This window comes from Luteolibacter sp. Populi (assembly GCF_040801775.1).
Lineage (GTDB): Bacteria > Verrucomicrobiota > Verrucomicrobiia > Verrucomicrobiales > Akkermansiaceae > Haloferula.
The window spans coordinates 753704-775849 of record NZ_CP161812.1 but is presented as its reverse complement, the minus strand read 5'-3'; the positions used below and the strand labels follow the sequence as shown (position 1 = coordinate 775849).

The following is a 22146-nucleotide window of genomic DNA, read 5'->3' as shown; positions in this document are numbered from 1 at the left end:
CTGTTCTGAATCGAGGATGAGAATCAAGCTGAAGCTCTTTCCGGCTTCAATCCAGCAACTCCGCCGGCACCTTCCCTCCATTGGCAGCAAGCTGGCGAAGCACCTCCTTGTGCAGCCACACATTCATCTTCGCGGAATCCCCGGTGTCGCCCGGATAGTTCAGCTCCTTCGCCAGCTCCTTCCTCGCGCTCAGGCTGCTATCCATCCCGACCAGCTTCATCAGATCGACGATCGACTTCTTCCAATCGAGCTTCTCCGGATTCTTCTTGGCCAATCCATCCAGCACCGCACTGACATCCACCTGCGGCGGAGGCGCGCTTGCTGTGGCGGGAGAAGGAGCAGCGGCGGACGTGGTGGCCGGCGCAGCAGCTTCCGATGTCGGGTGACCGATGATGGCGGTCAGGAATTTTTTGATGAGTCCCATGGCATCCGCCAGCCTATCTCCCGCCGAGATGGGATCAAGATGATTCCAATGAACCGCTGACGCCGGGTTTCCCTTCAACAAATCCTCTGCGCCAACCAAGCCTCCCGCTTGAACCATGTCTCCTGCCGCTTCGCATACTGTCGCGTCGCCGCGTTGATCAACTCTTCGCAAGCCGTCCGATCGATCTCCCCCGCAAGCAGGCGCCGGATCTCCGCAACGCCGATCGCCTTCTCCAATCCTGCTGCCGCGCCCTCAAGTCCGCGGACTTCCTCAATCGCACCACCCTCGAATATCGCCCGCGTCCGCAAGCCGATCCTGCGATGAAGCGTTTCACGGTCCCGTTGCAGGAACACGCCGCGCAACTTCTCCGCCCGCTCCTCGCTAGCATTCTCCCAATCATCCCGTAGCGTCGAGCAGGGGACCCCTGCCATCAGACAAACCTCCAAGGCCCGCGACACATAGCGGCGATTCCGCAGGTCCGTCCGAGCGGCCTCAACCGGATCAAGCGCCTGCAAACGACCGACGATCTCCTCCAGCGGCAGTGCATCCAATTCCTTGCGGAGTGCCGGATCCCCAGGTGGCAGCGGCGAAGGCCCGTGCGAGAGGAACTTCAGATAAAGCCCCGAGCCCCCCGTGATCACCGGCGTCTTGCCGCGCGATAGGATCTCTTCGATCACCGGCACCACCCTTCGCAGGTAGGCCATCGCATCCACCGCCTCGGACGGCTCCAGCACGCCATAAAGATGATGGGGGAGCATCGCGCGGTCCCCCTCGCTGGGGGCCGCGGTCAGGATCTCCACCCCGCGGTAGAGCTGAAAGGCATCGGCATTCATGATCTCTCCGCCGATCTCCCGGGCCACCTCCAATGCATGCGCACTCTTGCCCGAAGCCGTGGGGCCGCAGACGAAGAACATGGCCTCGGGGGCAGGGAGTTTCAGATCCATGAGCGGCGTGGCCATTCGCGGTGGCTAGGGAATACCGCGTCGCGGCCCAAAGTCCAGAAAGGTAGTCCGCGGCCTGCTTCCTGTGCCCGCTCCGCCTCAAGGACGGCTCTTCCGCTGGGGGCGCGGAGCCACTGGCCCGCAGAATGGTCCACGCCGCTTCGAGTGTGGGGGAGGCACGCAGCAAAGCCCCCGCGGTGTCCATACGCACCGCGGGAATCGCCAACTTCCAAGAGGGCGTTGCCACCCAACAAAACCGCCCTGCCCGGAAAACCAGGCAGGGCGGGGGAATCAAATCTCTCCGATCAAGCCTTGTGCTCGTCGTTCTCCGGTGCCGGGGCGTGCTCGGCGACCTCAACAGGCGCCTCGTTTTCGACCACCGGTGCCTCATTCTCGACCAAGGCAGGCTCCTCAAAAATAGGAGTCGTCACCTCTTCAGCCACAGGAGCCGGAGCGGGAGCAGGAGCCGCCACTTGGGCCGCACGCGGCTCGGGCATTTCCTCGCGCACCGCGTCTTCGTGCTCCTTGGACTTCGCACCGCTCACCACGAGCTTGCGGCCCATGAAGAACTGATCGTGCAGGACCTCCACGGAGCGCTTGGCCTCCTCGGTGTTGAGCATGTCCACGAATCCGTAACCCTTCGATTTGTGGGTGCGGCGGTTGTAGACGATCTCCACGTTGCGGACCGTGCCGATGCCTTTGAAAAGGTCCTTCAGGTCCTCCTCGCTGGATTCATACGACAGATTGCCGAGGTAGATACGCGCGCTGGCGACCTCGCCGCGCTCATGCTGGCGGCGTTCGCCACGCTCCCCGCGATCAGGGCGCTCACCGCGCTCTTGGCGGTCGGGACGCTCTTGGCGATCTCGACGCTCCGGGCGTTCCTCGCGTTGCTGCGGCGGCGCGCCTTCGGCCCCCGGCTGGCGGGCATTCCGCGTGTTGGACTTCACTTCGCGCGGCGGTCCTTCTTCGAACCTCACGCTTTCCTTGCGCTCGGGGCGCGGCGGGCGGACGGGCTCCTTCGGCTTGATCCCGAAGATCTTCAGGATCTTCTGCCAAAGGGTCAGCGGCGCCGGCTTGTATTCCTTGCGTGGCGGACGCGGACCGCGTTCGTCGCGATCCGTGCGTGGCTGGCGCTCACCGCGGTCACCCCGGTGCTCACCATGATTCCGACGTTCGCCGCGATCTCCCCGCTCCCCGCGTTCCTCGCGGTTCTGGTTGCCTTCGGGGCTGCCGTCGTTCTGCCGGTTGCGATTCCGGCCTCTGCCTCCGCGGGAGCGATTTCTGCGACGTTCGCCTCCGGCGCCTCGTGTATCAGGTTGGGCGTTGGACATGTTTTGCTTTTTGGTTGTCGGGCCGGTTTGCGATGGCGGGCAGCCGCCCGCTCATCGGGCGGGGCTGCAGGCTCGACCGCGGTCCGGGTCGCCGGCTTTTTGGTGCCGGGGAAGTCCGCCTCTCATTGCGGGACGGGCGGAATTTCCATGGACCCGGGACGTGGCGGTTATCGCGCGTTGGCCCGGTGTGGGGCAGGCTTCACCGCGTGTTCCGCGTCCGCCGGAGTCCGATTGCACCCCGCCCAAGCGGAGGCATGCTGCCAAAATCTGCGTTTGGCCGGCGGCGGGCAGCCGGAATAGCTCCCGGATCTGCCTGACGCGGGGAGTTTAAAAGAACCGCAGCGGCAATGCAAGGCGGGACTTCGCGGACCATCCTGTAGGATTTGCAGCCAGACCGGAGAGCCTTCCCTCCCCATCAGAAAGACGAATGCCGAACGCAGAATGTCGGATTCTGGAAATGCCTTTCCATTCAGCATTGGGCGTTCGGCGTTCGATGTTCGGCGTTCGCCTTTCTTCCCGGTCTATCCGCTTGCCCCCCATGGCCGGGCGGCTAGAGTCCGCCCCGGTTCACGATGCGCGCTCTCTTCTTCATTCTCGTCGCTCTCGTCTCCCCCGTGGCCCGTGGTCAGCAGGGGGAGGCTTACATGGTGGTGGAAGCCCATTCAGGAAAGGTCCTGATGGCCTCGAACTCGACCGTCCAGCGACCGGTCGCCAGCCTCACCAAGATCGCCACCGCCGTGATCGCCGTCGATTGGGCGGACGCCACCGGGGCCGACCTCTCCCAGGTCATGGCCGCCGTGCCGCCTTCCGCCCTCGCCATCGGCGGCGCGAATCCCCTGGCACTCCAGCCCGGCGACCGCATGAGCCTGCGCGATGCCCTCTACTCGGCCATGCTCGGCTCGGACAATATCGCCGCGATGACCGTGGCCGACCACATCGGCAGGGAGATTCTCCGCGCCCGCGGCCGTGATGGCGATGGCGTGGCCGCCTTCGTCACCGAGATGAACGAACTCGGCAAGGCGATCGGCCTCTCCAAGACCCGCTTCGGCAATCCCCACGGCCTCGAATTGCCCAAGCAAAAGGGCTACTCGACCGCCGCCGACGTCGCGAAGCTTTCCGTCTACGCCATGCGCAAGCCCGGCTTCACCTTCATCACCCGCCAGAAGGACCGCCAGGTCTCGGTGATCGGCGTGGACGGTGCCAAGCGCGGCTTCAAGGTCAACAACACCAACGAGTTGATCGGCGAGGCCAACATCCTCGGCGTGAAGACCGGCACCACCGCCGCCGCCGGGCCCTGCGTCAGCGTCTCCGTCGAGCGCGATCCGCTGGTGCGGGACATGCCGAACGGCGAGAAAAAGGTGACCCCGCGCCGCCTGATCGTCGTGGTGCTCAACAATCCGGACCGCTTCAACCGCGCCCGTGGCTTCATCGCCCCGGGCTGGGCCAAGTACGACAGTTGGGTCGCCGCCGGGGCGCCGATCCAGGAACGCGAGGACGAGATTCTCGCCGTTCCAAACCCCCGCTAAGAATGGCGCGGATTTGACTTATCGAACCCCGTCTAACACTTCAATTCTCTCTTCGATGCGCATCGGTATTCTCAACAGCGGCGGCGATTGCCCCGGACTCAATGCAGTGATCCACGGCGTCGTGGGAGCAGCCAGCCAACTCGGCTGGGAAGTGATCGGATTCAAGGACGGCTTCGAAGGTCTGCTGCCCCCCGGTGACTACAAGGTTTTACGTCCACAGGACACCCTCGGCATCCTCAAGCTCGGCGGCACCATCCTCGGCACCACCAACAAAGGCCACTTCGCCGCCAAGATCGGCAAGGGCGACATCGCCGAGGTCCCCGCGGACATCGTTTCCAAGGCCAAGCGCACCATGGATCAGCTCGAGATCCGCGCCCTCATCATCGTCGGCGGCGATGGCTCGCTGACCACCGGCCTCCAGCTCTTCCGCGAAGGTTGGCCGATCATCGGCGTGCCGAAGACCATCGACAACGACCTTCGCGCCACCGCCATGACCTTCGGCTTCGACAGTGCCGTCAGCACCGTCGTCGATGCCCTCGACCGCCTGCACACCACCGCGGAAAGCCACAAGCGGATCATGGTTCTCGAAGTGATGGGCCGCCACGCCGGCTGGATCGCCCTCTGGGGCGGCATCGCCGGCGGTGCCGACGTCATCCTGCTTCCGGAGATCCCCTACGATACCGAAAAGGTCGCCGAGTTCATCAAGGCCCGCGATTCCCAAGGCCACCACAGCACCCTCGTCGTGGTGGCGGAAGGCGCGCACCTGCCCGATGGCGAACTCGCCACCATCGCCGAGAATGCCGGCGGTGAAGTCCGGCTCGGCGGCATCGGCGATATCATCGCCCATCGCCTCGAATCCCTCACCGGTAAGGAAACCCGTTCCTGCACCCTCGGCCACCTCCAGCGCGGCGGTGCCCCCACCGCGCTCGACCGCATCCTCGGCACCCGCTTCGGCGTCATGGCCGTGAAGCTTGCCGAGGAAGGCCGCTTCGGCCGCATGGTCAGCTACCAAGCCTACCACGTCGACTCCGTGCCGATCGAGGAAGCCGTCAATCAGCTCCGCCTCGTCGAAGCCGATGGCGAGATGGTCAAGGCCGCCAAGGCCGTCGGCATCTGCCTCGGCGACTGAGGCCTCGGCTTGCACCAATCCACCACCACGGGGCCCTCGGCCTCGTTCTGAAAAGGGGCGCATCTCGCGCCCCTCTTCTTTTTCCCACCGCAGCGCCCCGCGTTACGGCCGTTCGCTCGAATAACGCTTGCGCCCGGGACCGCGAAGGCTCTGCCCTGCAGAATGGTTCCCGGCAGCCGATTTCAACAAAGAGGCGCGCAATCGCCCGCCCGGCCCGCCGCCGCAAACCGTCTTTAAGGTGCAACGAAGCGAACCCGCCCCACCTCCACCCCTCAATACTCCACCGGAACCCTCGGCTCCTCCCGCAACTCCCCCAGCAAGCCTTCCCAATCCTCCTTCGAAAAAAGCACTCGCTCCAATTCCACCGCCCGCTCCCTCCCCTGATCGGTGAAATGGATAAACACCGCGCGCCCCTCCTCGCGCTTGCCGAGGATCGCCGCACGCGGAATCTCATCCACCATCCAGTGCCCCGCCGGCAGCAGCCGGATGCTATCGCCATCCACCTCCACGCTGCGATCCGGCAATTTCACCCAGCGGCGGTAGCGGACCGCCGCCATTAGGAGGAAGATGGCGAAAACCACAAAGTGGTGCGGCTTCAAGTCCTTGTATCCCCATCCGATCACCCAGACCGCGAACAGGATCCAAGCCACGATCCCCCAGCGGGACCAAGGATCCCGCTCCGGCCGCCGCAAAGGAAACCTTCTCATCGCTACCAGCCCTACCACCCCGGCCTCCGTAGCGGCAAGCTGCCACCGGGGAAAAGCGAGGGCTCCAAGCTCGGAAAATCTAAAACTCGTGCCGGACACCCAGGGAAAGCCCGCGACCCGGAAGCGGTGCCACATCCTTGCGGAAGGATGTCGAGACCCGGGCCTCCTCGTTGAGCAAATTGGTGGCGCGGAGAAACAGCGTCAGTTCATGCGACTTTACCGGCACTCTCCACGAAGCATCCGCATTCACCAGCGTGTAGGACCCGCTGGGCAATTCGGGGCGCGGCGCGGGTTTCACCCGGTCCTGCGCGCTTGCATGGCGTACTTCGAGACCGGCCGAAAAGCGCTCGTCCTTCCACTCCAGCCGGCTGCCAACCCGGAGCGGCGGCATCCGCGGAATCGGTTCACCGTCGGTCGTATTCTCAGCGCGGACGTAATCGCCCATCAGGGTAAGCGTCAGCTTCTCCTGAAGCTTCCAATCCAGCTCCGCCTCGAAGCCGGTGAAGGTGGCGGCGCGTTCGATATACTGCACCGCGCGCCCGAATCCGCCGGTTTGCGCCACGGCCTCCTGTAGGAAGATGAAATTGTCGAAGTCGTAATGGTAGCCGTTCAGCCGTAGGATTGCCGGACCTTTGGCCAATTCGAGACCGAGTTCATAACCCAGCGATTCTTCCTGCGACAAAGGTCTGCCGTCCAGATCGCCTCCGATGAGAAAGCGCCCGATCCCCGCGTTGCTCCAGAAGGCATAGCGTTCGGTGGCCGTCGGGAGCCTTTCCACCATTGAGACCACTCCCGTCACCTTCAACCGGTCCAGGGCGAGAGCATTTTCGCGTTCCCAGGTCAGCGCCGCGGAGCTGCTGTTGGAGATGTCGCTTTCTCCCCTGAAATAACCGTATTGCTCCAAACTGTGGTCCATGACCCGCATCTTCTCAATCCGGTGGCCGAGCTGCGCCGACCATTCGCCCTCTTGGAATTTTTCCAGGAAGAAGAGGCCGCTGCTATCGCTCCGGAATGTGCTGCGCACCCGCTGCGAGTCCGGGGGCGGGAATACGGTGCGGACGGCGGTGAAGTCCTCGGTCCCGGCGCTGATCCCCAGGATCCCCGTCAACCGCTCATCGGAGGCCCGGTGGTGGATGTCGATCCGCCCTTCGGTGGCATCCTTCTCCAACGTCGTATCGGGAAAGTCGCGGCCTTCGTCCTTGCCTGTGCCCTCGAACAATTCCGCGTGCCGGTAGCCTGCGTAAGCGAGCCGGGCGGCGGCCTTCGAGACGAACCCGTCGCCGAACTCCATGCTCCCTTCGAAATCGAAGCGGTCCTGCACCAGATCGAGCGTGTAGTCCCCATGGAGATCGGTGGCATCGCCGGGGAAGAAATAGGGCACGCCATAGGTGCTATCGAAGCGTGAATACGATGCCCCTAGTAGCAAGGGGATCTTGTCCGGCAGATACGAAATACCTGCCGACCAGGTAGCGCTCTCATGGCCGGAGTTCGGCAAGGTCCCATCCGGGTTGGGAACCGGTTCCGAGGTGCCGGTGCCGGGATTATGGACCGTCGGGTTTTCCAGCAACTGATACGCTCCGCTTCGCGCGTGTCCGGGGATGGTGATGTCACCGGAATCCCTCGCCGATCCGGTGAATCGGAAAACGAAGGGCCCGCCGCTGAGCGAAAGGTATCCCGCTCCGGCGCTACCGTTCCCGTTGGTTTCGTACCGCGTTTCCCACCCCCCTGCGACGGTGCGGTCGGCTCGCTCCCGCCCAAGCACCCGGCTGCGGGCATTCACCGCCCCGCCGATCGCGGAATTGCCATAAAGGAGGGAGGCGGGCCCGCGGTGGATTTCCACGCTTTCCAGCAGGAAGGGCTCCAGGGCGACACCATGGTCGGGACTCACGTCCGAAAGGTCGAAGGTCGGAAGATCATCCCGCAGCATCCGCACCCGCACCCCTTCGAAACCGCGGATCACCGGCCGGCTGGCACCTGGACCGAAGTAGCTCGATGAAACTCCCGGTTCCCAGCCGAGGGTCTCCCCCAGAGTCCCCTGCGCATTCCTTTGCAGGACTTCTTCAGGGACCGTCCGCACGGACTGCATCGAAGTGGTGCCCGGAGTCATCGGCGCCGCCCGGGCGGTGACCGTGACTTCTTCCAACTCGGTGGAAGCCTCCTCAGGAACGGCGAGCGGTTCGAAAAGGTCCTGTGCGCTGACGCCGAGGGGCACGGCGAGAACGATTGCTAAGGTCCGGCACTTCATGAAGTTTATTTGCGAATGGTTTTTGGTTGCTGTTGCAATATAATTGCAAGAAACAAATCCCATGAAGCTCATTTGCTGCACTCTGGCAGGCATCATCGGTGGACCCGCTCTCGCGCAGGTTCCGCCCACGGACTTGATTTACGGCCACTTCGAATTCCATCTGGACTATGTGCCGACACCGGGAAACCCGGACGCAGGCTGGCGGTTCGCCGCCTCCTACGATGAGGACGACGACTTCAGCACCTCGAACGGGGTGGTGCGGATGCTCCCCGCCAGCACGGTCTTTGTCGCCTCCCCGCGCTCCCGGATGACGGTGCCTTCACCACCCGGGATTTTCGGCCGCTTCGGTCCGGCGGGCACTCCGGTATGGGTCTTGCCTCAGAATCAGACCCTTGGATCGCTCTATCTCGGGATCCGGACCACCATGCCCGCCGGAATCTTCCAAGCGTCCGTCGGTGGTAACTATTCACCCAGCCCGCAAGGGAGCGTTTCCCTGCGCTTGATCTCCGTTACCGGTACCGGGCCGGATGCCGGGGGAAACTTCTCGACATGGAAGACCGAGAGCCAAGGAACGACCGTGTTCTCGTTCGACACCACGAACGGGATCACCTCCGCCGACTCCATCGGCACGATCCCGGTTTCCTCGCACACCCATTACAACTGGGGCTTTACCAAGCCGGGCACGTACCACGTCACCGTGGAAGGGAAGGGCAAGCTCATGCCTTTGAACGGAGCTGTCACCTCCGGTCGCGAAACCTTCCATTTTTCGGTTCCCTTTTCATCGCGGATCGGGACCGGGGCCGCGCTCCGCGTGGTGGCGGATCAACGGCCGCGGCTGCTTGCGGCAGACCTCCCCGCTTCGGTGGCCTACGCGCCCGGCCAGGTAATGCTCGAAACCGTCTCCGCCACCGCGGCCAGCTCCGCACTCCCCGCCTCTCTCTGGGAATCATCGGGCACGATTGCATCGTCGGCCGCTCCAATCGCCAATGGAGTCGGCGTCGCTCCTTCATTGGCTTCCTCGGCAATGCTGCCAACCGATTGGACTGATCTCAGCCTGGAAATTTTCTCCGTGGAAGGGCCCGGCAATTTCGCCTGGATCTCCGGCGGCAGCATCCTTGCCGATGGCCCGGGTGATGTTGTGCCCTTGGTGGCCGGGGTCTCACAAGATCTGGTCGCCGCGTTCACCGCCACCGGCATCTATCGGATCGCTGCCCTGATCCACGGAACCCGGCAGGGGATCGCGGTGTCTTCGGAACCCCTTACTCTCGTGTATGGGGCTGGCGTCCCGGTGGATTACAACTACGCCGCCTGGCAATCGAGCTTCGAGCGCGCGGCGGGTCTGCCGGCGGGAGCCCTGGCCGACACGGAGGCGGATTATGACCGCGATGGCCTGGCCAATGGCGTCGAGTTCGCTTTCTTCTGGCACGGCCTGAATCCCGCGGTGAGCGATGCGCGATTGATGCCTGACGCAGGCCCGGGCTCGGAAGGATTCCCGGCCATCGATTTCCTCAGGGACACCTACAAGGATCCGCTCGACGAGACCCGCTGGCAGATCCGGCCTTCGGCCAGCATGAATCTTAAAGACTGGCACCCCCGCTCCTCAAGGGTTCCCGGGTTTCCTTTCCAGATCTTCGAGACCGGAGCGGAGGAGGGGAATGCCCACGGCCGCATCATGTCCCGTCAGCTGCGGTTCACGCCAACCCCGCAATCCAAGGGGTTCTTCCGCTTCGATGTAAAACGAGATTAACGCACACAATATGAAAAAGCATATTAATTGCGTTTAAGGATTGCGCCCCTGTCCCTGATTTCCAAATCTCGCCCGCGCCACATCATGAATACTTCACGATTCTTCTCCCAAGCCCTTGCTGCTCTAACCTTGCCACTGCTCTCGATGGCATCCGCGGAGGCCGCCGTCGCCTACTACACCTCCGGTCATGCCGATCTCGGCGTGGCGTACGAGGATGGTGCCTTCAACTTCCACTTCCATGGTGAAGGAGCCGTCATCGACGGCGTTGAAGTCGGGGATCGGGAGTATGCCGCTTCCGACATCATCATCCATGGAGGAGTCGCCGCCACGGTGGTCCTACCCGAAGGTTTCGTCCTGCCAGGCTTGGGCAGGTCCGCGGGAGATACGGTATGGATCCTGCCTTGGAACCAGGAAGAAGGTCTGCCCTTCCTCGGGACTGCCTCGGAGGAATTGAATCCTGCGGACTGGATCGGAGGCATCACCTTCACCCTGGGCAATGTGACCTCTCCAAGCGGTAACGGCGAATTCGCCCTCTGGCGCTACACGCCTTTCGGAGAGGTCGCCCAGGACCTGTCAACCGTCACCGGCCCGAACTCCGTCATCACCTCCACCGGCAGCCACGATCACTTCAACTGGGGATTCACCGAGCCGGGCCTATGGGAGGTCGAACTCACCGCAAGCGGACAGCACGCCACCGACGGGTTGATCTCCGCCACCGAGACATTCCGTTTCCAGATCGTCCCGGAACCGTCCACCGCACTCCTCGGAGGTCTCGGGATCCTCGGCTTGTTCGCACGTCGCCGGCGTTAAGATGGTGCGTCCCGTCCAAGCATATGGCTCTTCCCGCTTGGGAGGATTGATGAGGGACCTTACCGCGGGTCTCCGGCAGCAAATGTTCTTCTGGGGAAAGGACGCGGTGCACCCATCCGGCAATCTCTTCCAGAAGCACGGCTTCGATAGGAGACCGTCGCCGGGGCTGCAGGGAACCAGTTGCTACGGGCTCCCGTGGCAGGCCGGTCATATCGAACTCCATGGTGCCTGCGCCGGTTGGTATCCCCTTGACCGGAGTCCGGGCTTTGTCTTCATCCGGCCTTTGGGGAAGTGCTTTCTCTGGCAGGGGAGCACTGCCCCGGTGCCGGGCGAATGGCCTCCCGAAATGCGCGTGGACTCCAAACCGGAAATGCTGCGGGAAGCGGGTCTTCCTTTCTTCACATGGTGGCTGGATTGGGAACAGCGGATCCTGGAGGGGCAGGGGAAAGCCTACCGGCACGGCTGCTACCGCCACTTCCGGAAGTTGCCGAAATCGAAGCCATGGCTTCCTCCGGAGGCGGCGCGCGAATGGCTTTCCCGCTTCATGGACGAGCCCGCAAAGCTCGCCCGGTCCAACCGCTTTCTTTCCCGTTGAACCTCGCTGGCGAGTCCTGTCCCGGACGAGCGAGCAACTGGCCTTCAACAAGCCCGCCGCGAAAGGCATGATGTCGTGGACTCATTTCTTGAGCAGCTCCTTCACGTGCTCGACGTATTTTTCAGGCCCGCCAGCCCGATAACCGGTCCGGGCGACTTCCCGACCCTTTGAATTGAGCAGCAGGATGGTGGGATAGCCCTCGAATTTTAGGAAGCGGCAAGGAAGGGTTGCCCGATGAAACGGCATCCCGGGCGCTTTCTCAAAATGCTGCCGCTTGCCCCGCCGCGCCCTCGGATCATCGATACCCCGTTCGGCATCGTGGCAGTGAATCTCACAGAAGAAGGCCGATTGCGCCTCTCGAACCGGATGGCCAGATCGTAGAGGCTGTCAATGGCGTCGCCATCTCAAGGAGACGGCGGCCACTGTTGCTTGGTCCACAGCCATCTGGATCACTCTCCAAATCTCTTTATCCAATCCGGAAGTCCGCCTCCAAAAACTGTTAGTGTCAGGCAGGTCAAGAACGATAGGGTGGCGTAAGTAATTTGGATCCACGGGGGCGTGAAATTCAACATCGCCTCCGAAATCGCTGAAAAGAAGGCGAATGGATTGAACGTTCCGTGTTCGAACAGCTGGAATGTCGCCCAAGAAAAAGACGCGCCCATGATCACGGATGAAAGCGCCGCTTTCAGTGAATATATAAATCCGATTACAAAAAGCTTACCACACATATCCCAATGCGCCGCCACATCTCCCTTGTAGTTAGGGTCAAGATCTGCGTAGATACAGTAAAAAAGGAAACATGCCACAATTCCGATGGTGATCGCCCCAGGGACAAGAGGGGACGGGAATCCGAGCTTGTGATCATCCGCCCCGTAAACCCGTGCTAGGTGAACGAATCCTCCCAAAAACATGGTGAGGGTCACAAAACCAATGGTGATGAATTTCCAATTCTCCATCGAATTATTTAGGTTTAAGGGTTCATGGTAGAGATTCGGTGCGTCAGTTCAGTAAGAAAAGCGGGGGGTTTTTCTACCGCTGCATTTCTGGATCGAACAATGATGGAAGCTAGACAGCCCTTGCGCGCCTCCTGCCATACCTCTAAAACCCTCCCGTCATGTCGATCGACCCGCTGCTCCAACTTCTCCGCCGCCAGGCCCGCCACTCGCACCATGAACTCGCCGAGCTGCTTTCCCTGGGCGAAGAGGATGTCCGCTCACGCATCGCCGCGTGGGAGAAGAATGGCACGATCCTCGGCTACCAGGCGGTGGTCGATCCCGAGCAGGCAGGGGAGAACGATGTCTCCGCCTTCATCGAGGTGAAGGTCACTCCCGAGCGCGGCGGTGGCTTCGACCGCCTGGCCCTGCGCATCGCCCGTTTCGAGCAGGTCGTGAGCTGCTATCTCGCCAGCGGCGGCTACGACCTGATGGTCGTCGTCGAAGGCAGCGATCTCCGCGAAGTCGCCCGCTTCGTTTCTGAGAAGCTTAGTACGATGGACGGGGTCATTTCTACTGCCACCCACTTCCGCCTCAAGACCTACAAGGAAAACGGCTTCCTCTTCGAAGAAGTCTCCGGCCCCGAGCGCCTCGCGGTTTCCCCCTGACTTTCGTCATTCGGGAATTCCAAATTCGTCATTTGCCTTTGGGCAAGAAAAACCCGCCCGGGATGAATCCCGGACGGGTTGCCATGTCCTAAAAAAGGCCGTCACCAAGGAAGCGGAGCCGCTTTCTCAGGGCTGGGCGGGAACATACAACTCCGATCCCTTTGCAAGGACTGTGCTGGAATTTAGGTTCAGGCCGTTCAGGGCATTTAGTTTCGCGGTGCTTGTGCCGTGTGCTGCGGCAAAGGCCGCGAAATCGGTATTCTGTTCAATCGCCACCGTGCGGATACGCGAGCCATTGCCAACCGGCTGGCTCGCCGGGGCAGGGGCAGGAGTAGAGGCTTCGTTCTTCGGTGCCTCGCTGCTCTTGGCCTGCTCGGTCTTGGCCGCTTCCTCCTTGGCGGGGGCCGCGGCGGGCTTCGTGGCCGGCTTGGCGGCGGAGATCTTGTTCGTCGGCGCGGCAGGCTCCTTGGTCGAAGCCGTCTTGGCGACCGGGGCAGGGGTGTCCGAGGGCTTGCGGATCTGCAGGGTCTGGCCGATCCGCAGGTTGGTCGACTTCACACCCGGATTGGCGGCTTGAAGCGCCTCGGCACCGATCCGGTGGTGGCGGGCGATGCTGAAGAAGGTCTCGCCGGACTTCACCTTGTGGGTGCTGACCTTCGTTGGAGCAGCTTCATGGGGCGAAGGGGCAGTGCGGGCCACGGCGGTAACTTCCGAGGTGGCGGCTTTCTCCGGCAGGCGCAGCATCTGGCCCGCGCGGATCTTGGTCGGATCCTTGATCCCGTTGATCTTCGAGAGAGCTTCCGGAGTGGTGCCGTGGCGCTTGGCCAGCTTGTTCAGGGTGTCGCCGCTGCGGACGATCGCCTTGGCTCCGACATCTTCCTTCGACTTCTCAGCGGCCTTCGGAGTTTCCTCCTTCTTCGGCTCGGCTTGGATCGTGGCGGGGGTCTTGGCAGCGGTGCCGACCAGCGACTTCAGCTGCGCATTGTCCTGCTCAAGCTGGCGGATCTGGCGCTCATATTCCTGGCAGCGGTTCTGAAGCAGCTCCAGTTCGGTGGTGGAGGCCTTCGCAAAGGGCGCGGTGCAGAGGATGGCAGCGAGGATCGGCAGTGCTCTCATGACGCCCCTAGGAATTTCAAAAAATCCGGGCGCGGACAAGAAAAATTTAAGAAACCTTAATAGTTAGGTTGTAAGTGCTTCCTGCTGAGAGAGCCCATTTAGGACCCCGCGGGACGGGGTTTTCCGGTGGGCGGCCCGGAGGTGGAAGCCGCTTCGCTGGCGGGTTTCACCACTTCCACCGGCGCTCCGTCCGGCGCGTAGGGAAGACGGGTGGTGGAGAGCCATTGGCCGGGCTCCAGGCCCTCGCGGACCACCAGCACTTCATCGTCCGACCACAGCGGCTCGATGTCCATGCGCTGGATCGCCGGGGTGGTCCGGTCCACCAGATAGATGCGGTTGACCCCGCGCAGGGCATGTCGCGGCAGGACGAAAACCCCCGTCAATTCCGTGCCGCGGATCGTCGCCCGCACCGGCTGGCCGATCAGCAGCGGGCGATTGCCCGACTTCACTCCGAAGGGATCGTCGATCCGCGCGATGGCGAAAAGCTCGCGCGAGGATTCGTCGAGAGCGCCTTCGGTCCGCACGATCCGTGCCTCCCAGGTCGGTGCATCCGGCCCGCCGAGGGCGTCGCGGAGCGTGACCCTGACCTCGGCATCGCCTTCCTCCGAAGGCAGGGTTACGAAGGGCAATTGGCGTGGGGAGAGGGGCAGGCGGATCTCCGCGAAGTCCGTGGCGAAGATCTCCCCGAGCGGCGTGGAGCCGCCCACCGCCTGGCCGAGCCCGACGCTGCGCTTCTGCACCCGGCCGTCGAAGGGCGCGCGGATCTTGGTGCGCTCCAGATTCCGCAGCGCTTGGTCGAGATCGGCTTGGGCGGAGTCGACATTCGCTTGGGCCTCCTTCATCTGCGGGATCCGCAGCACCAGATCGGAGGGCTCTTCCTCGTAGCCGAGATCATCCCAGTTCAGGCGGGCCTGCTTGGCGCGGGCCTGCTCTTGGATCAGGGCCGCCTCGGCCCGGGCCAGACCCGATTCCGCGGACGATACCGCCACTTTGAAATCGGCGGGATCCAGCTCCGCCAGCACCTCGTCTTTTTTGAAAAAGGCCCCGTCCTCGAAATTCCCGTGCACCGCGTTGATCGAGCCCGCGACCTGCGCCGTCAGGGTGGTCGTGTAGTGGGCCCGCACCGTGCCCTGGCTATCCAGCAGGACGGGGAAATTCGTGCGCTGTAGCTCGAGGACCTCGGTCTTGAGCACCTGCGGTGGCGCGGGTTCCGGCTCGGGGGCCTGGATCTTGATGCCAGCCCGCCAAGCCAGCAGACCGCCAGCGAGCAGGATCAGGCAGGGAATGAAAATACGGAGAAACATTTCGGACGAAAGGGAGGATGCACCCGGCAGAGCGCCTTGCCAATACGAAGCATTTTGGGCGGTTTTGCGCGGGCAACTGAGAGGCGTGAATCCGCACTTTCTTCCGTGGAAATCACCATGTTAGACGCGCGCGAAGCAAAGATCATTTATGAGTCTTGCTAGTGACTGTTTCGACCGATTTCGAGGCAAAAAGGAGCTGGATCGCCGCCGGCGATCGCTGCCGTTTCCAAGCGTGCCTCGTGGCGGAAGGGGGGCTCGGATTGCTCCTTTGCGATTCGGCGGAAATGCGATGTGGGCGCGTTGCGCCGAAAGTTAAGTGAAAGATGTTAGTATGTGTGATCGGAGCGTGAAATCGACGCCTTGCAAAGAAATGGTGTTGACCGGAGTTGCTCATTTTGGTCTGTCTCCATTCTATCTCTCGGCTTCCGGCATGTAATCCAGAAAATCCTTGATCCGGGAAACCCTTGCATCTTCAAGTCATGAGTTCTTCATCATCAGGCAGTGGTTCTTCAGCAGGCGGCGATAATAGCGAATCCACCCCCGTTCCGGAATGTGCCCCTTGCTCGGAATCCTGCCAAGGAGGCAGCCAGCCATCCGTGCCTTCCACCGGAGGTGGCCCTGGCGTTGATCCCTCGAGCGGCGTGCCGAAGGTCTCGGGTGGCAGTCCGTCTTGGAATGCCTTCAACCAATCGTTCAATGCCAGCTTGGTGTACGATGCTCTGGCCGCAGGGACGGATATCGGTTTCGGCGCGAACTGGATGGCCCCCGGCCTCGCCGGCCTTTCGGGCACCGGCGGTTCCGGACCCGCCACCGGGAAGGTGACCTACAATAAAGGTCCCGGCAGCATGGTGGCCTTCAATCCCGAGTCGTCCCCCGGCACCTACAAGGCTGCCTACTTCGTCAAGGACCAGTTGTCTTGGGATGGCAGCACGAGCCAGTATGGCATGTTGGGGGGAAAAGGCTCCGGCAAGAATTTCGATGCTTCCGGCAAGATTCTCTCCACCACGGATCCGGGCGGCAACGCCATCGACTTCAGCTACAACGGGACGGAGATCGATGAAGTCTCGATTACCGATGGAACCGACACCGTCAAGACCGTCTATGCATGGTCGGGAGGCTCGCCCACCCGGGTGACGAGTGCCGTCGTGTGGGTCAAAGGCCGGGAAGTCCGCAAAACCGTCTACGACTACGCGGGCGGCACCCAGCTCGAGACCATCAAGGATTACCTCAACTCCGATCCCAACCCGGGCACGCCGGTCTGGGGCTCGGTGCCGGTTTCCGCCTGGCGCTTCTCGTATCACTCCGGCAGCGGCCTGCTGCGGCACGTGGTCACGCCCGAGAAATACCGTCAGATGGCGAACAACAGCATCAACCCGGATTTCGCCACCATGACACAACTCGATGACTACGCTGCGGCCGAGTATGACTACGATGTGAGCGGCCGGGTCTCGACTCTGTTCACCCATGGACGGCGCTACACCTACGGTTTCCTTTACGCTGCCAGCAGCTTCAGCCCCGGCGGCTCGCTCAATGTCTGGACCCACAAGACCGAGGTTATCCAGCCGGACGGATCCGTGCGCACCTACTATTTCAACAAAGGGCAGCAATTGATGGTCGAAAAGGTGGAGGTCAGTTCACTCGCCATGACTTGGTACCCGCTTGCCCAGCAGTTCGACGGTACCAGCGGCAGTATCATCCTATCCGGCGGAGGTGCCGCCATCGCCACGGTCAGCGAGCTCGACCCGTGGCTCTTCACCTTTGCGGCATCCACCGGAAAAATCACCGAATACGGCTATGACGGCAACGGATACTTGGCCTACACCGGTCTCCGGAAGGGGACGGGCGGTACGCTGAACAAGATCCGTTCATACGTTTACGGAAGTTCAACGATAGGCGGCAAAACAATCTACTGGCTCGATTACGAGACGGTGTATCGGAGTGACGGCAGCGCGGACGGTGTTACCACAGGCTATTTGCGGAACAACATGCATGCAGGCACGTTCCAAGTTTCACAGATGTACGAGTATTTGCCGGATGGCTCTCAGCGGACCTATTATTACGACATTCACGGTTTCCTGACCGGTTTAGTGGACGAGCGCGGGAGCCTGACCTCCTATCAGTATGACATGGCCCGTGGAAGCGGGCGGACGCAAATGATCCGGGACGACGGTGGCCTCAACCTTCAGACCGATTACTTGGTCGATGACGAGGGGCGCAGGATCCGGACGCTGGGCCCGGCGCACGATGTCGATCTCGGCAGCGGCGCGGTCAATCTTCGTACCGCGGAATGGACTTACTACTTGGACCAAGAAGGACGAACGGTCAGCTTCCGGGGTTATCAGACCACCGGAAGCACGTCCGCGGATCAGCTCGTGGGTCCCGTCACGGTCCGCGAGCCGAATCTCGCACCACCCGGAGGCGGGAGCTACACGGGTTGGCGCCAGCAGTCGACCTATGATGCGGTTTGGAGCGGAACGGGGATCCCGCTGCCTTCCGAAACCTACCTCCAAGCCGATTGGGTGCGCTGGAAACTTGGTCTTTACGACGTCGCCGGAGAATTGAAGGAGGAATGGAATTACTTCGAGATCCCGATACCCTCCAGTCCTTCAGCGATCGACTACGGCGCGCAATCGACCAACTATGGAAAGAAGCTCTTCGCCTACGACAGCGCCGGCCGCTTGAACCAGACCACCTGCGCCGGTGGCACCATTGACGAGACGACCTTCAACGCCATGGGCTGGGCGGTGACCGAGGAACTCGGCACCAGCGCTGGCCTGACGGTCACCCGCGCCAACGAGTACGATGACAACGGCAACCTGACCAAGACGACCCTGCCGGTGAGTCCGACGATGGCCTCCAACCGGGTGACGGACTACCGCTACGATTGGCGGAACCGGCGCGCTGAAACTGAAGCGATCGTCGAGGAAGGCTGGGGCACGGTGACCCTGATCACCAAGTCCGTCTACGACAACCGCGACCTGGAACTGGAGAACATCGGCTACCATACCGCGGTCTCCAACTCGAACCGGATCTCTTACCGTACTGCTGCCTATGATGAGCTCGGGCGGCCCTATCGCAGCGCCGTCTACGGCGTGAACGCCACGACCGGAGCAACGTCCAATCCCCAAATTTCCAATATCTACTACGAAGCCGGCGGTCTCGTGGCACGGGATGCTCCTTCCGGCAGCGCCTTGTTCACCGTGAATATTTATGACGCGGTGGGCCGGATTCTCAAGGTCTTCCAGGCCTACGAGCCCTCCGGTTTCACGCCGGGCTCGAATCCCTCGAGCGTGGCCAACGCCGTGGTGATGGAGCAGCGGGAGATGTCTTGGGACGATGCGAGCAACCTGCTCGGCACCGTCACCCGCCTGCGCTTCGACACCGCCACCGGCAACGGCGAATTGGAGAAGCCCGGCACCTCGCCGGAGGCACGGGTGAGCTATATCGCCAGTTACCTCGACGCCCTTGGCCGGCCGATCGCCACCGCGAACTACGGAGCCGCGGCGAGTGCGACTTGGACCCGCTCAGCTACCATTCCCCTCCGGTCGGCCACCATCTTGGTCAATTCCACGACTTACGACAGCGCTGGGAATGCCACGATGGAAACCGATGCCGCCGGCGTGGAAACCACCCGCGCCTACGACGATTCCGACAGGCTGATCACCCTCGTCGAGAATGCCGCCGGCAGCGTACCTGCCAAGCGGACCTCGCATTACGAATACACCGACGACGGCTGGCTGAGGAAACTCAAGTGCGACAATTCCTCCGTGCCCGGTGGCCAGCAGGTCACCGAGTGGGTCTATGGCGTGACCAACGGGGGAGGTTCCTGGGTCAACAGCAACCGGCTGGTGTCGGTGAAGTACTATGCCGATTCCACCGGGTTCTTCGACCGAGAGGGGTTCGGCTACAACCGCCAGCAGCAAGTAATTTTCTTTGGGGATCGGAACAGGACCAGCCACATCCTGGAATACGACAAGTTCGGCCGCTTGATTCAGGATGGCGTCACGGGATACGGAAGCGGGATCGACAACTCGATCTTCGCCCTGGTCACGTTCTACGACCGGCGCGGGATGGTGAAGCGCCTCACGACCTACACCTCAAGTTACACCGGCCTGAATGACGTCTATCGCGAGTTCAACGATTTCAATCAACTGGTGACCGAGTACCAGGAGCACTCGGGATTGGTCAACGTGGCCACCAGCCCGAAAGTCCAATATTCGTACGAGAATGGCAGCGCCAACACCATCCGCCCGACCGGCATCACCTATCCGGACGGCACGGTCATCACCACTGCCTACACCTCCGCCCAAGCTGGCTTCCTGAGCCGTCCCGACGAGGTCAAGGAAGGCTCCACGGTGATTGCGAGCATGCGCTACCTCGGCCTCGGTATGCAGATCGGCATGAAATACGATGCCGCTACCGACACCGAGCTTACCTACGAGAACGGCGGCACCAGCCCCGCTCCTGCAAGCGACAAGTACACCGGACTCGACCAATTTGGCCGTCTGGTGGAGACAATTTGGAAAAAAGGCATTACCGAACTGGTCCACAGTACCTATGGACGCAACGAGGTCGGCGGTGTAACTTGGCGCAAGGACAACATGGCCCACTCGCTTTCCATGCCGGTGATCACCCAGGACAACTCTTACGGCTACGACGATCTTCGTCAGGTCACCCTGCACGAGCGCGGCAACCTCCTATCCGGGGTCATCGATCCGGCGACCCGGCAGCAGAAGGAGGACTTCACCTATGACGAGATGGGGAACTGGCCTGGCTACGCCAATACCGTGCCTTCTCCGGGAACCTCGCTGTCCCAGACCCGCACCTACAACCCGGGCAACGAGATTGCGTCGATCAACAACCCCTCGGGTGTCGTACAGCCGGTCTACGACGCCACTGGCAACATGACGACCATGCCAGCCCCCGCGGGTTGGACCACGGCATACACCTGCAAGTGGGACCCGTGGAACCGTCTGGTAGAGGTCAAGCAAGGGAGCACGCCGATTGCAAGCTATGCCTATGACGCGCTGAGCCGTCGGACAATCCTGACAACACCCGGTCCGGTGGCTCGGAACTTCTACTACAACAAGCAATGGCGCGCGGTGGAGGAACGAATTTCAGGAAATGTCGAATCCCAATACACATGGCAACTTGACGACTCCTGGACCCTAATCCGTCGCAAACGAACGGTGAGCAGCCCGCTCGACGAAACGCGATATTCGCTACGCGACTACCTCGATCCCGTGGCTATTGTAGATACCACCGGGATAGTGCAAGAGCGTTATGGCTACGACGCATTCGGCAAGGTTCGCGTAATGGATAGCGCATTCGCGACCATCGCATCCAGCACGGCGAATTGGGGTTGGCTTTTTCACGGAGAATTCATTGATTTGAGCACCTCACTCTATAACTACGGCTACCGATATTACCATCCATCTCTGGGAAGGTGGATGGCCCGAGATCCTCTTGGAGAGACACAAGGGTCAAATACATTCTGCTTTGCCGACAACAACTCAATTAATTTTACCGATATTTTAGGACTTCTAACTATGGATGAAGCAGGCAAGGGAGGGGCTGAGGAAGCTCAGGCGATGACCCAAAAATTCAAGGATCCCAAAGGGAATAAGATCGAATACTGCGGTTGTATTTGCTGTGATGAAAATGGAGGCTATTTCTCCACCGAGCCGGTTGCCGGAACGACATTTAATTGCAATCCGAACGGATCACCGTGCCCACCGCCATCGAAAAAGGTTGGAGTATACCATTCCCATCCAGGAAATTCTGATTTTTCGTTAGGCGATTATATAACAGGTATAGCTCCAGGAGAAACAAATTATTTAGGCAGGCCAGACGGCGTACGCATATTAAAGAAAGAAGAAGAAAAAGGAACGGGGAAGACAACACCCAAAACGGACAAGCTTGACGAGAATGGCAAGAGAACTCCTTACGAGCCTGACAACAACGACATCAGGGAAAGAATGGGACTTAACCGGTTGAATAATGGAACAGGTGCACCTAGATTGAAACCAAGATGAAACTAAGAACATGCTTTGATAAGAAAATATTTTTAATATTTTTTTACTCCTTAGTCGTCAATGTTGCAGCAGAGCCATCGCAGCTGCCGGCAATGGCTACCGGCAGTGTCCTCTATCTGGATGATTCAATTATTTCCGACAGCGGAAATTTCGAAACTCACGTGATGAACGTGTTGAAGGCCATTGAACATCAGACGAACGCTTCTATTAAGGTATCATTCTTGGGCACGTCCAAGCTCAAAACAAAATCACCCGTAAAATTCGACCTAGGCAAACAAACATATATTGCAACCCTTAACGCAATTGGGGACTATTACGGTTATTTCCTGCGAATTTTACCGGAAGAAGGGGGGATCGTGTTCGAAGCTGGTGACTACAAGGCCAAGCTCAGTAAGTACAACTTCTGGTTCTCCCCTCCTATTGCTTCAAACCTCAAAATTGATCAACCGATAACGCGCGAACAATTACAAAAGCGATTTGTCGAATTAGGCGTTCAAGCGTCAGTAATTTCTACGAGCGGGATAAGCGCTGAAATAGAAGCAAGCCAAACAGAAACGGAAAAAATTGAAGCTTTAATTTCGAAGGCCGCAAAGGAAGAAAAACTGGAATATCCAAGGTGAATTCCGTTCTTCGGAT

Annotated in this window: 16 protein-coding genes; 8 read left to right on the top strand and 8 right to left on the bottom strand. The window is 61.0% G+C overall.

The genetic code is table 11. The annotated features are described in order from the left end of the window. Positions 1-46 precede the first annotated feature (46 nt). From ABWK72_RS02980 to ABWK72_RS02970, 3 genes are all read right to left on the bottom strand, one after another. Positions 47-424: a DUF3597 domain-containing protein gene (locus ABWK72_RS02980; RefSeq protein WP_367873295.1), complete on the bottom strand. Its 378-nt coding sequence runs from the start codon at positions 422-424 to the stop codon at positions 47-49. A gap of 74 nt (positions 425-498) precedes the next feature. Further along, the gene (gene miaA, locus ABWK72_RS02975; RefSeq protein WP_367873294.1) at positions 499-1383 is read right to left on the bottom strand and encodes a tRNA (adenosine(37)-N6)-dimethylallyltransferase MiaA; all 885 of its coding nucleotides are present in this window, start codon (positions 1381-1383) and stop codon (positions 499-501) included. A 287-nt stretch (positions 1384-1670) separates the two neighbouring features. Then, positions 1671-2696, bottom strand: a complete 1026-nt coding sequence (locus tag ABWK72_RS02970) for a hypothetical protein (RefSeq protein ID WP_367873293.1) — start codon at positions 2694-2696, stop codon at positions 1671-1673. Between the two features lie 572 nt (positions 2697-3268). Here ABWK72_RS02970 and ABWK72_RS02965 point away from each other — a divergent pair. Together ABWK72_RS02965 and ABWK72_RS02960 are read left to right on the top strand one after the other, a co-directional pair. Beyond that, positions 3269-4222 (top strand): D-alanyl-D-alanine carboxypeptidase family protein, encoded by a 954-nt coding sequence (locus tag ABWK72_RS02965; protein ID WP_367873292.1) that lies wholly within the window; start codon positions 3269-3271, stop codon positions 4220-4222. Between the two features lie 55 nt (positions 4223-4277). After that, positions 4278-5351 carry a 6-phosphofructokinase gene (locus tag ABWK72_RS02960; protein ID WP_367873291.1) on the top strand — a complete coding sequence of 358 codons (1074 nt, stop codon included), beginning with the start codon at positions 4278-4280 and terminating at the stop codon, positions 5349-5351. A 272-nt stretch (positions 5352-5623) separates the two neighbouring features. Here ABWK72_RS02960 and ABWK72_RS02955 read toward each other — a convergent pair whose 3' ends face one another. Together ABWK72_RS02955 and ABWK72_RS02950 are read right to left on the bottom strand one after the other, a co-directional pair. After that, positions 5624-6001, bottom strand: coding sequence for a hypothetical protein (locus tag ABWK72_RS02955; protein ID WP_367873290.1), 378 nt, complete (start codon positions 5999-6001; stop codon positions 5624-5626). A gap of 136 nt (positions 6002-6137) precedes the next feature. Beyond that, positions 6138-8303, bottom strand: a complete 2166-nt coding sequence (locus ABWK72_RS02950; RefSeq protein WP_367873289.1) for a TonB-dependent receptor — start codon at positions 8301-8303, stop codon at positions 6138-6140. Positions 8304-8364: 61 nt separating this feature from the next. Between ABWK72_RS02950 and ABWK72_RS02945 the strand changes: the two genes are divergently transcribed. The 3 genes from ABWK72_RS02945 to ABWK72_RS02935 all read left to right on the top strand — a co-directional run bounded on the left by ABWK72_RS02945 (position 8365) and on the right by ABWK72_RS02935 (position 11455). Further along, positions 8365-10050: a choice-of-anchor M domain-containing protein gene (locus ABWK72_RS02945; RefSeq protein ID WP_367873288.1), complete on the top strand. Its 1686-nt coding sequence runs from the start codon at positions 8365-8367 to the stop codon at positions 10048-10050. 84 nt (positions 10051-10134) lie between these two features. Beyond that, positions 10135-10860 (top strand): choice-of-anchor M domain-containing protein, encoded by a 726-nt coding sequence (locus ABWK72_RS02940; protein WP_367873287.1) that lies wholly within the window; start codon positions 10135-10137, stop codon positions 10858-10860. Between the two features lie 49 nt (positions 10861-10909). Next, on the top strand, positions 10910-11455 hold the full coding sequence (locus tag ABWK72_RS02935) for a hypothetical protein (protein WP_367873286.1): 546 nt from the start codon (positions 10910-10912) through the stop codon (positions 11453-11455). Positions 11456-11904: 449 nt separating this feature from the next. On the opposite strand, the gene ABWK72_RS02930 is transcribed toward ABWK72_RS02935, so the two are convergent. Continuing rightward, positions 11905-12411 carry a hypothetical protein gene (locus tag ABWK72_RS02930; protein ID WP_367873285.1) on the bottom strand — a complete coding sequence of 169 codons (507 nt, stop codon included), beginning with the start codon at positions 12409-12411 and terminating at the stop codon, positions 11905-11907. A 158-nt stretch (positions 12412-12569) separates the two neighbouring features. Between ABWK72_RS02930 and ABWK72_RS02925 the strand changes: the two genes are divergently transcribed. Beyond that, the gene (locus ABWK72_RS02925) at positions 12570-13055 is read left to right on the top strand and encodes an Lrp/AsnC family transcriptional regulator (protein ID WP_367873284.1); all 486 of its coding nucleotides are present in this window, start codon (positions 12570-12572) and stop codon (positions 13053-13055) included. 126 nt (positions 13056-13181) lie between these two features. Here ABWK72_RS02925 and ABWK72_RS02920 read toward each other — a convergent pair whose 3' ends face one another. Beyond that, positions 13182-14171, bottom strand: coding sequence for a LysM peptidoglycan-binding domain-containing protein (locus ABWK72_RS02920; protein WP_367873283.1), 990 nt, complete (start codon positions 14169-14171; stop codon positions 13182-13184). Positions 14172-14269: 98 nt separating this feature from the next. Beyond that, on the bottom strand, positions 14270-15475 hold the full coding sequence (locus tag ABWK72_RS02915; RefSeq protein WP_367873282.1) for an efflux RND transporter periplasmic adaptor subunit: 1206 nt from the start codon (positions 15473-15475) through the stop codon (positions 14270-14272). Between the two features lie 641 nt (positions 15476-16116). Between ABWK72_RS02915 and ABWK72_RS02910 the strand changes: the two genes are divergently transcribed. Both ABWK72_RS02910 and ABWK72_RS02905 read left to right on the top strand, forming a co-directional pair. After that, on the top strand, positions 16117-21510 hold the full coding sequence (locus ABWK72_RS02910; protein ID WP_367873281.1) for an RHS repeat-associated core domain-containing protein: 5394 nt from the start codon (positions 16117-16119) through the stop codon (positions 21508-21510). Further along, complete coding sequence (locus ABWK72_RS02905) at positions 21507-22130, top strand: hypothetical protein (protein WP_367873280.1); 624 nt, start codon at positions 21507-21509, stop codon at positions 22128-22130. The genes ABWK72_RS02910 and ABWK72_RS02905 overlap by 4 nt, the downstream gene beginning before the upstream one ends. Positions 22131-22146: the final 16 nt, after the last annotated feature.

What these genes read in the sequence shown, in the direction of transcription:
- ABWK72_RS02935 (WP_367873286.1), top strand. Translation starts at nt 10,910, where the DNA reads ATGAGGGACCTTACCGCGGGTCTCCGGCAGCAAATGTTCTTCTGGGGA.
- ABWK72_RS02930 (WP_367873285.1), bottom strand. Translation starts at nt 12,411, where the DNA reads ATGGAGAATTGGAAATTCATCACCATTGGTTTTGTGACCCTCACCATG.
- ABWK72_RS02950 (WP_367873289.1), bottom strand. Translation starts at nt 8,303, where the DNA reads ATGAAGTGCCGGACCTTAGCAATCGTTCTCGCCGTGCCCCTCGGCGTC.
- ABWK72_RS02965 (WP_367873292.1), top strand. Translation starts at nt 3,269, where the DNA reads ATGCGCGCTCTCTTCTTCATTCTCGTCGCTCTCGTCTCCCCCGTGGCC.
- ABWK72_RS02905 (WP_367873280.1), top strand. Translation starts at nt 21,507, where the DNA reads ATGAAACTAAGAACATGCTTTGATAAGAAAATATTTTTAATATTTTTT.
- ABWK72_RS02970 (WP_367873293.1), bottom strand. Translation starts at nt 2,696, where the DNA reads ATGTCCAACGCCCAACCTGATACACGAGGCGCCGGAGGCGAACGTCGC.
- ABWK72_RS02940 (WP_367873287.1), top strand. Translation starts at nt 10,135, where the DNA reads ATGAATACTTCACGATTCTTCTCCCAAGCCCTTGCTGCTCTAACCTTG.
- ABWK72_RS02920 (WP_367873283.1), bottom strand. Translation starts at nt 14,171, where the DNA reads ATGAGAGCACTGCCGATCCTCGCTGCCATCCTCTGCACCGCGCCCTTT.
- ABWK72_RS02980 (WP_367873295.1), bottom strand. Translation starts at nt 424, where the DNA reads ATGGGACTCATCAAAAAATTCCTGACCGCCATCATCGGTCACCCGACA.
- miaA (WP_367873294.1), bottom strand. Translation starts at nt 1,383, where the DNA reads ATGGCCACGCCGCTCATGGATCTGAAACTCCCTGCCCCCGAGGCCATG.
- ABWK72_RS02960 (WP_367873291.1), top strand. Translation starts at nt 4,278, where the DNA reads ATGCGCATCGGTATTCTCAACAGCGGCGGCGATTGCCCCGGACTCAAT.
- ABWK72_RS02915 (WP_367873282.1), bottom strand. Translation starts at nt 15,475, where the DNA reads ATGTTTCTCCGTATTTTCATTCCCTGCCTGATCCTGCTCGCTGGCGGT.
- ABWK72_RS02945 (WP_367873288.1), top strand. Translation starts at nt 8,365, where the DNA reads ATGAAGCTCATTTGCTGCACTCTGGCAGGCATCATCGGTGGACCCGCT.
- ABWK72_RS02925 (WP_367873284.1), top strand. Translation starts at nt 12,570, where the DNA reads ATGTCGATCGACCCGCTGCTCCAACTTCTCCGCCGCCAGGCCCGCCAC.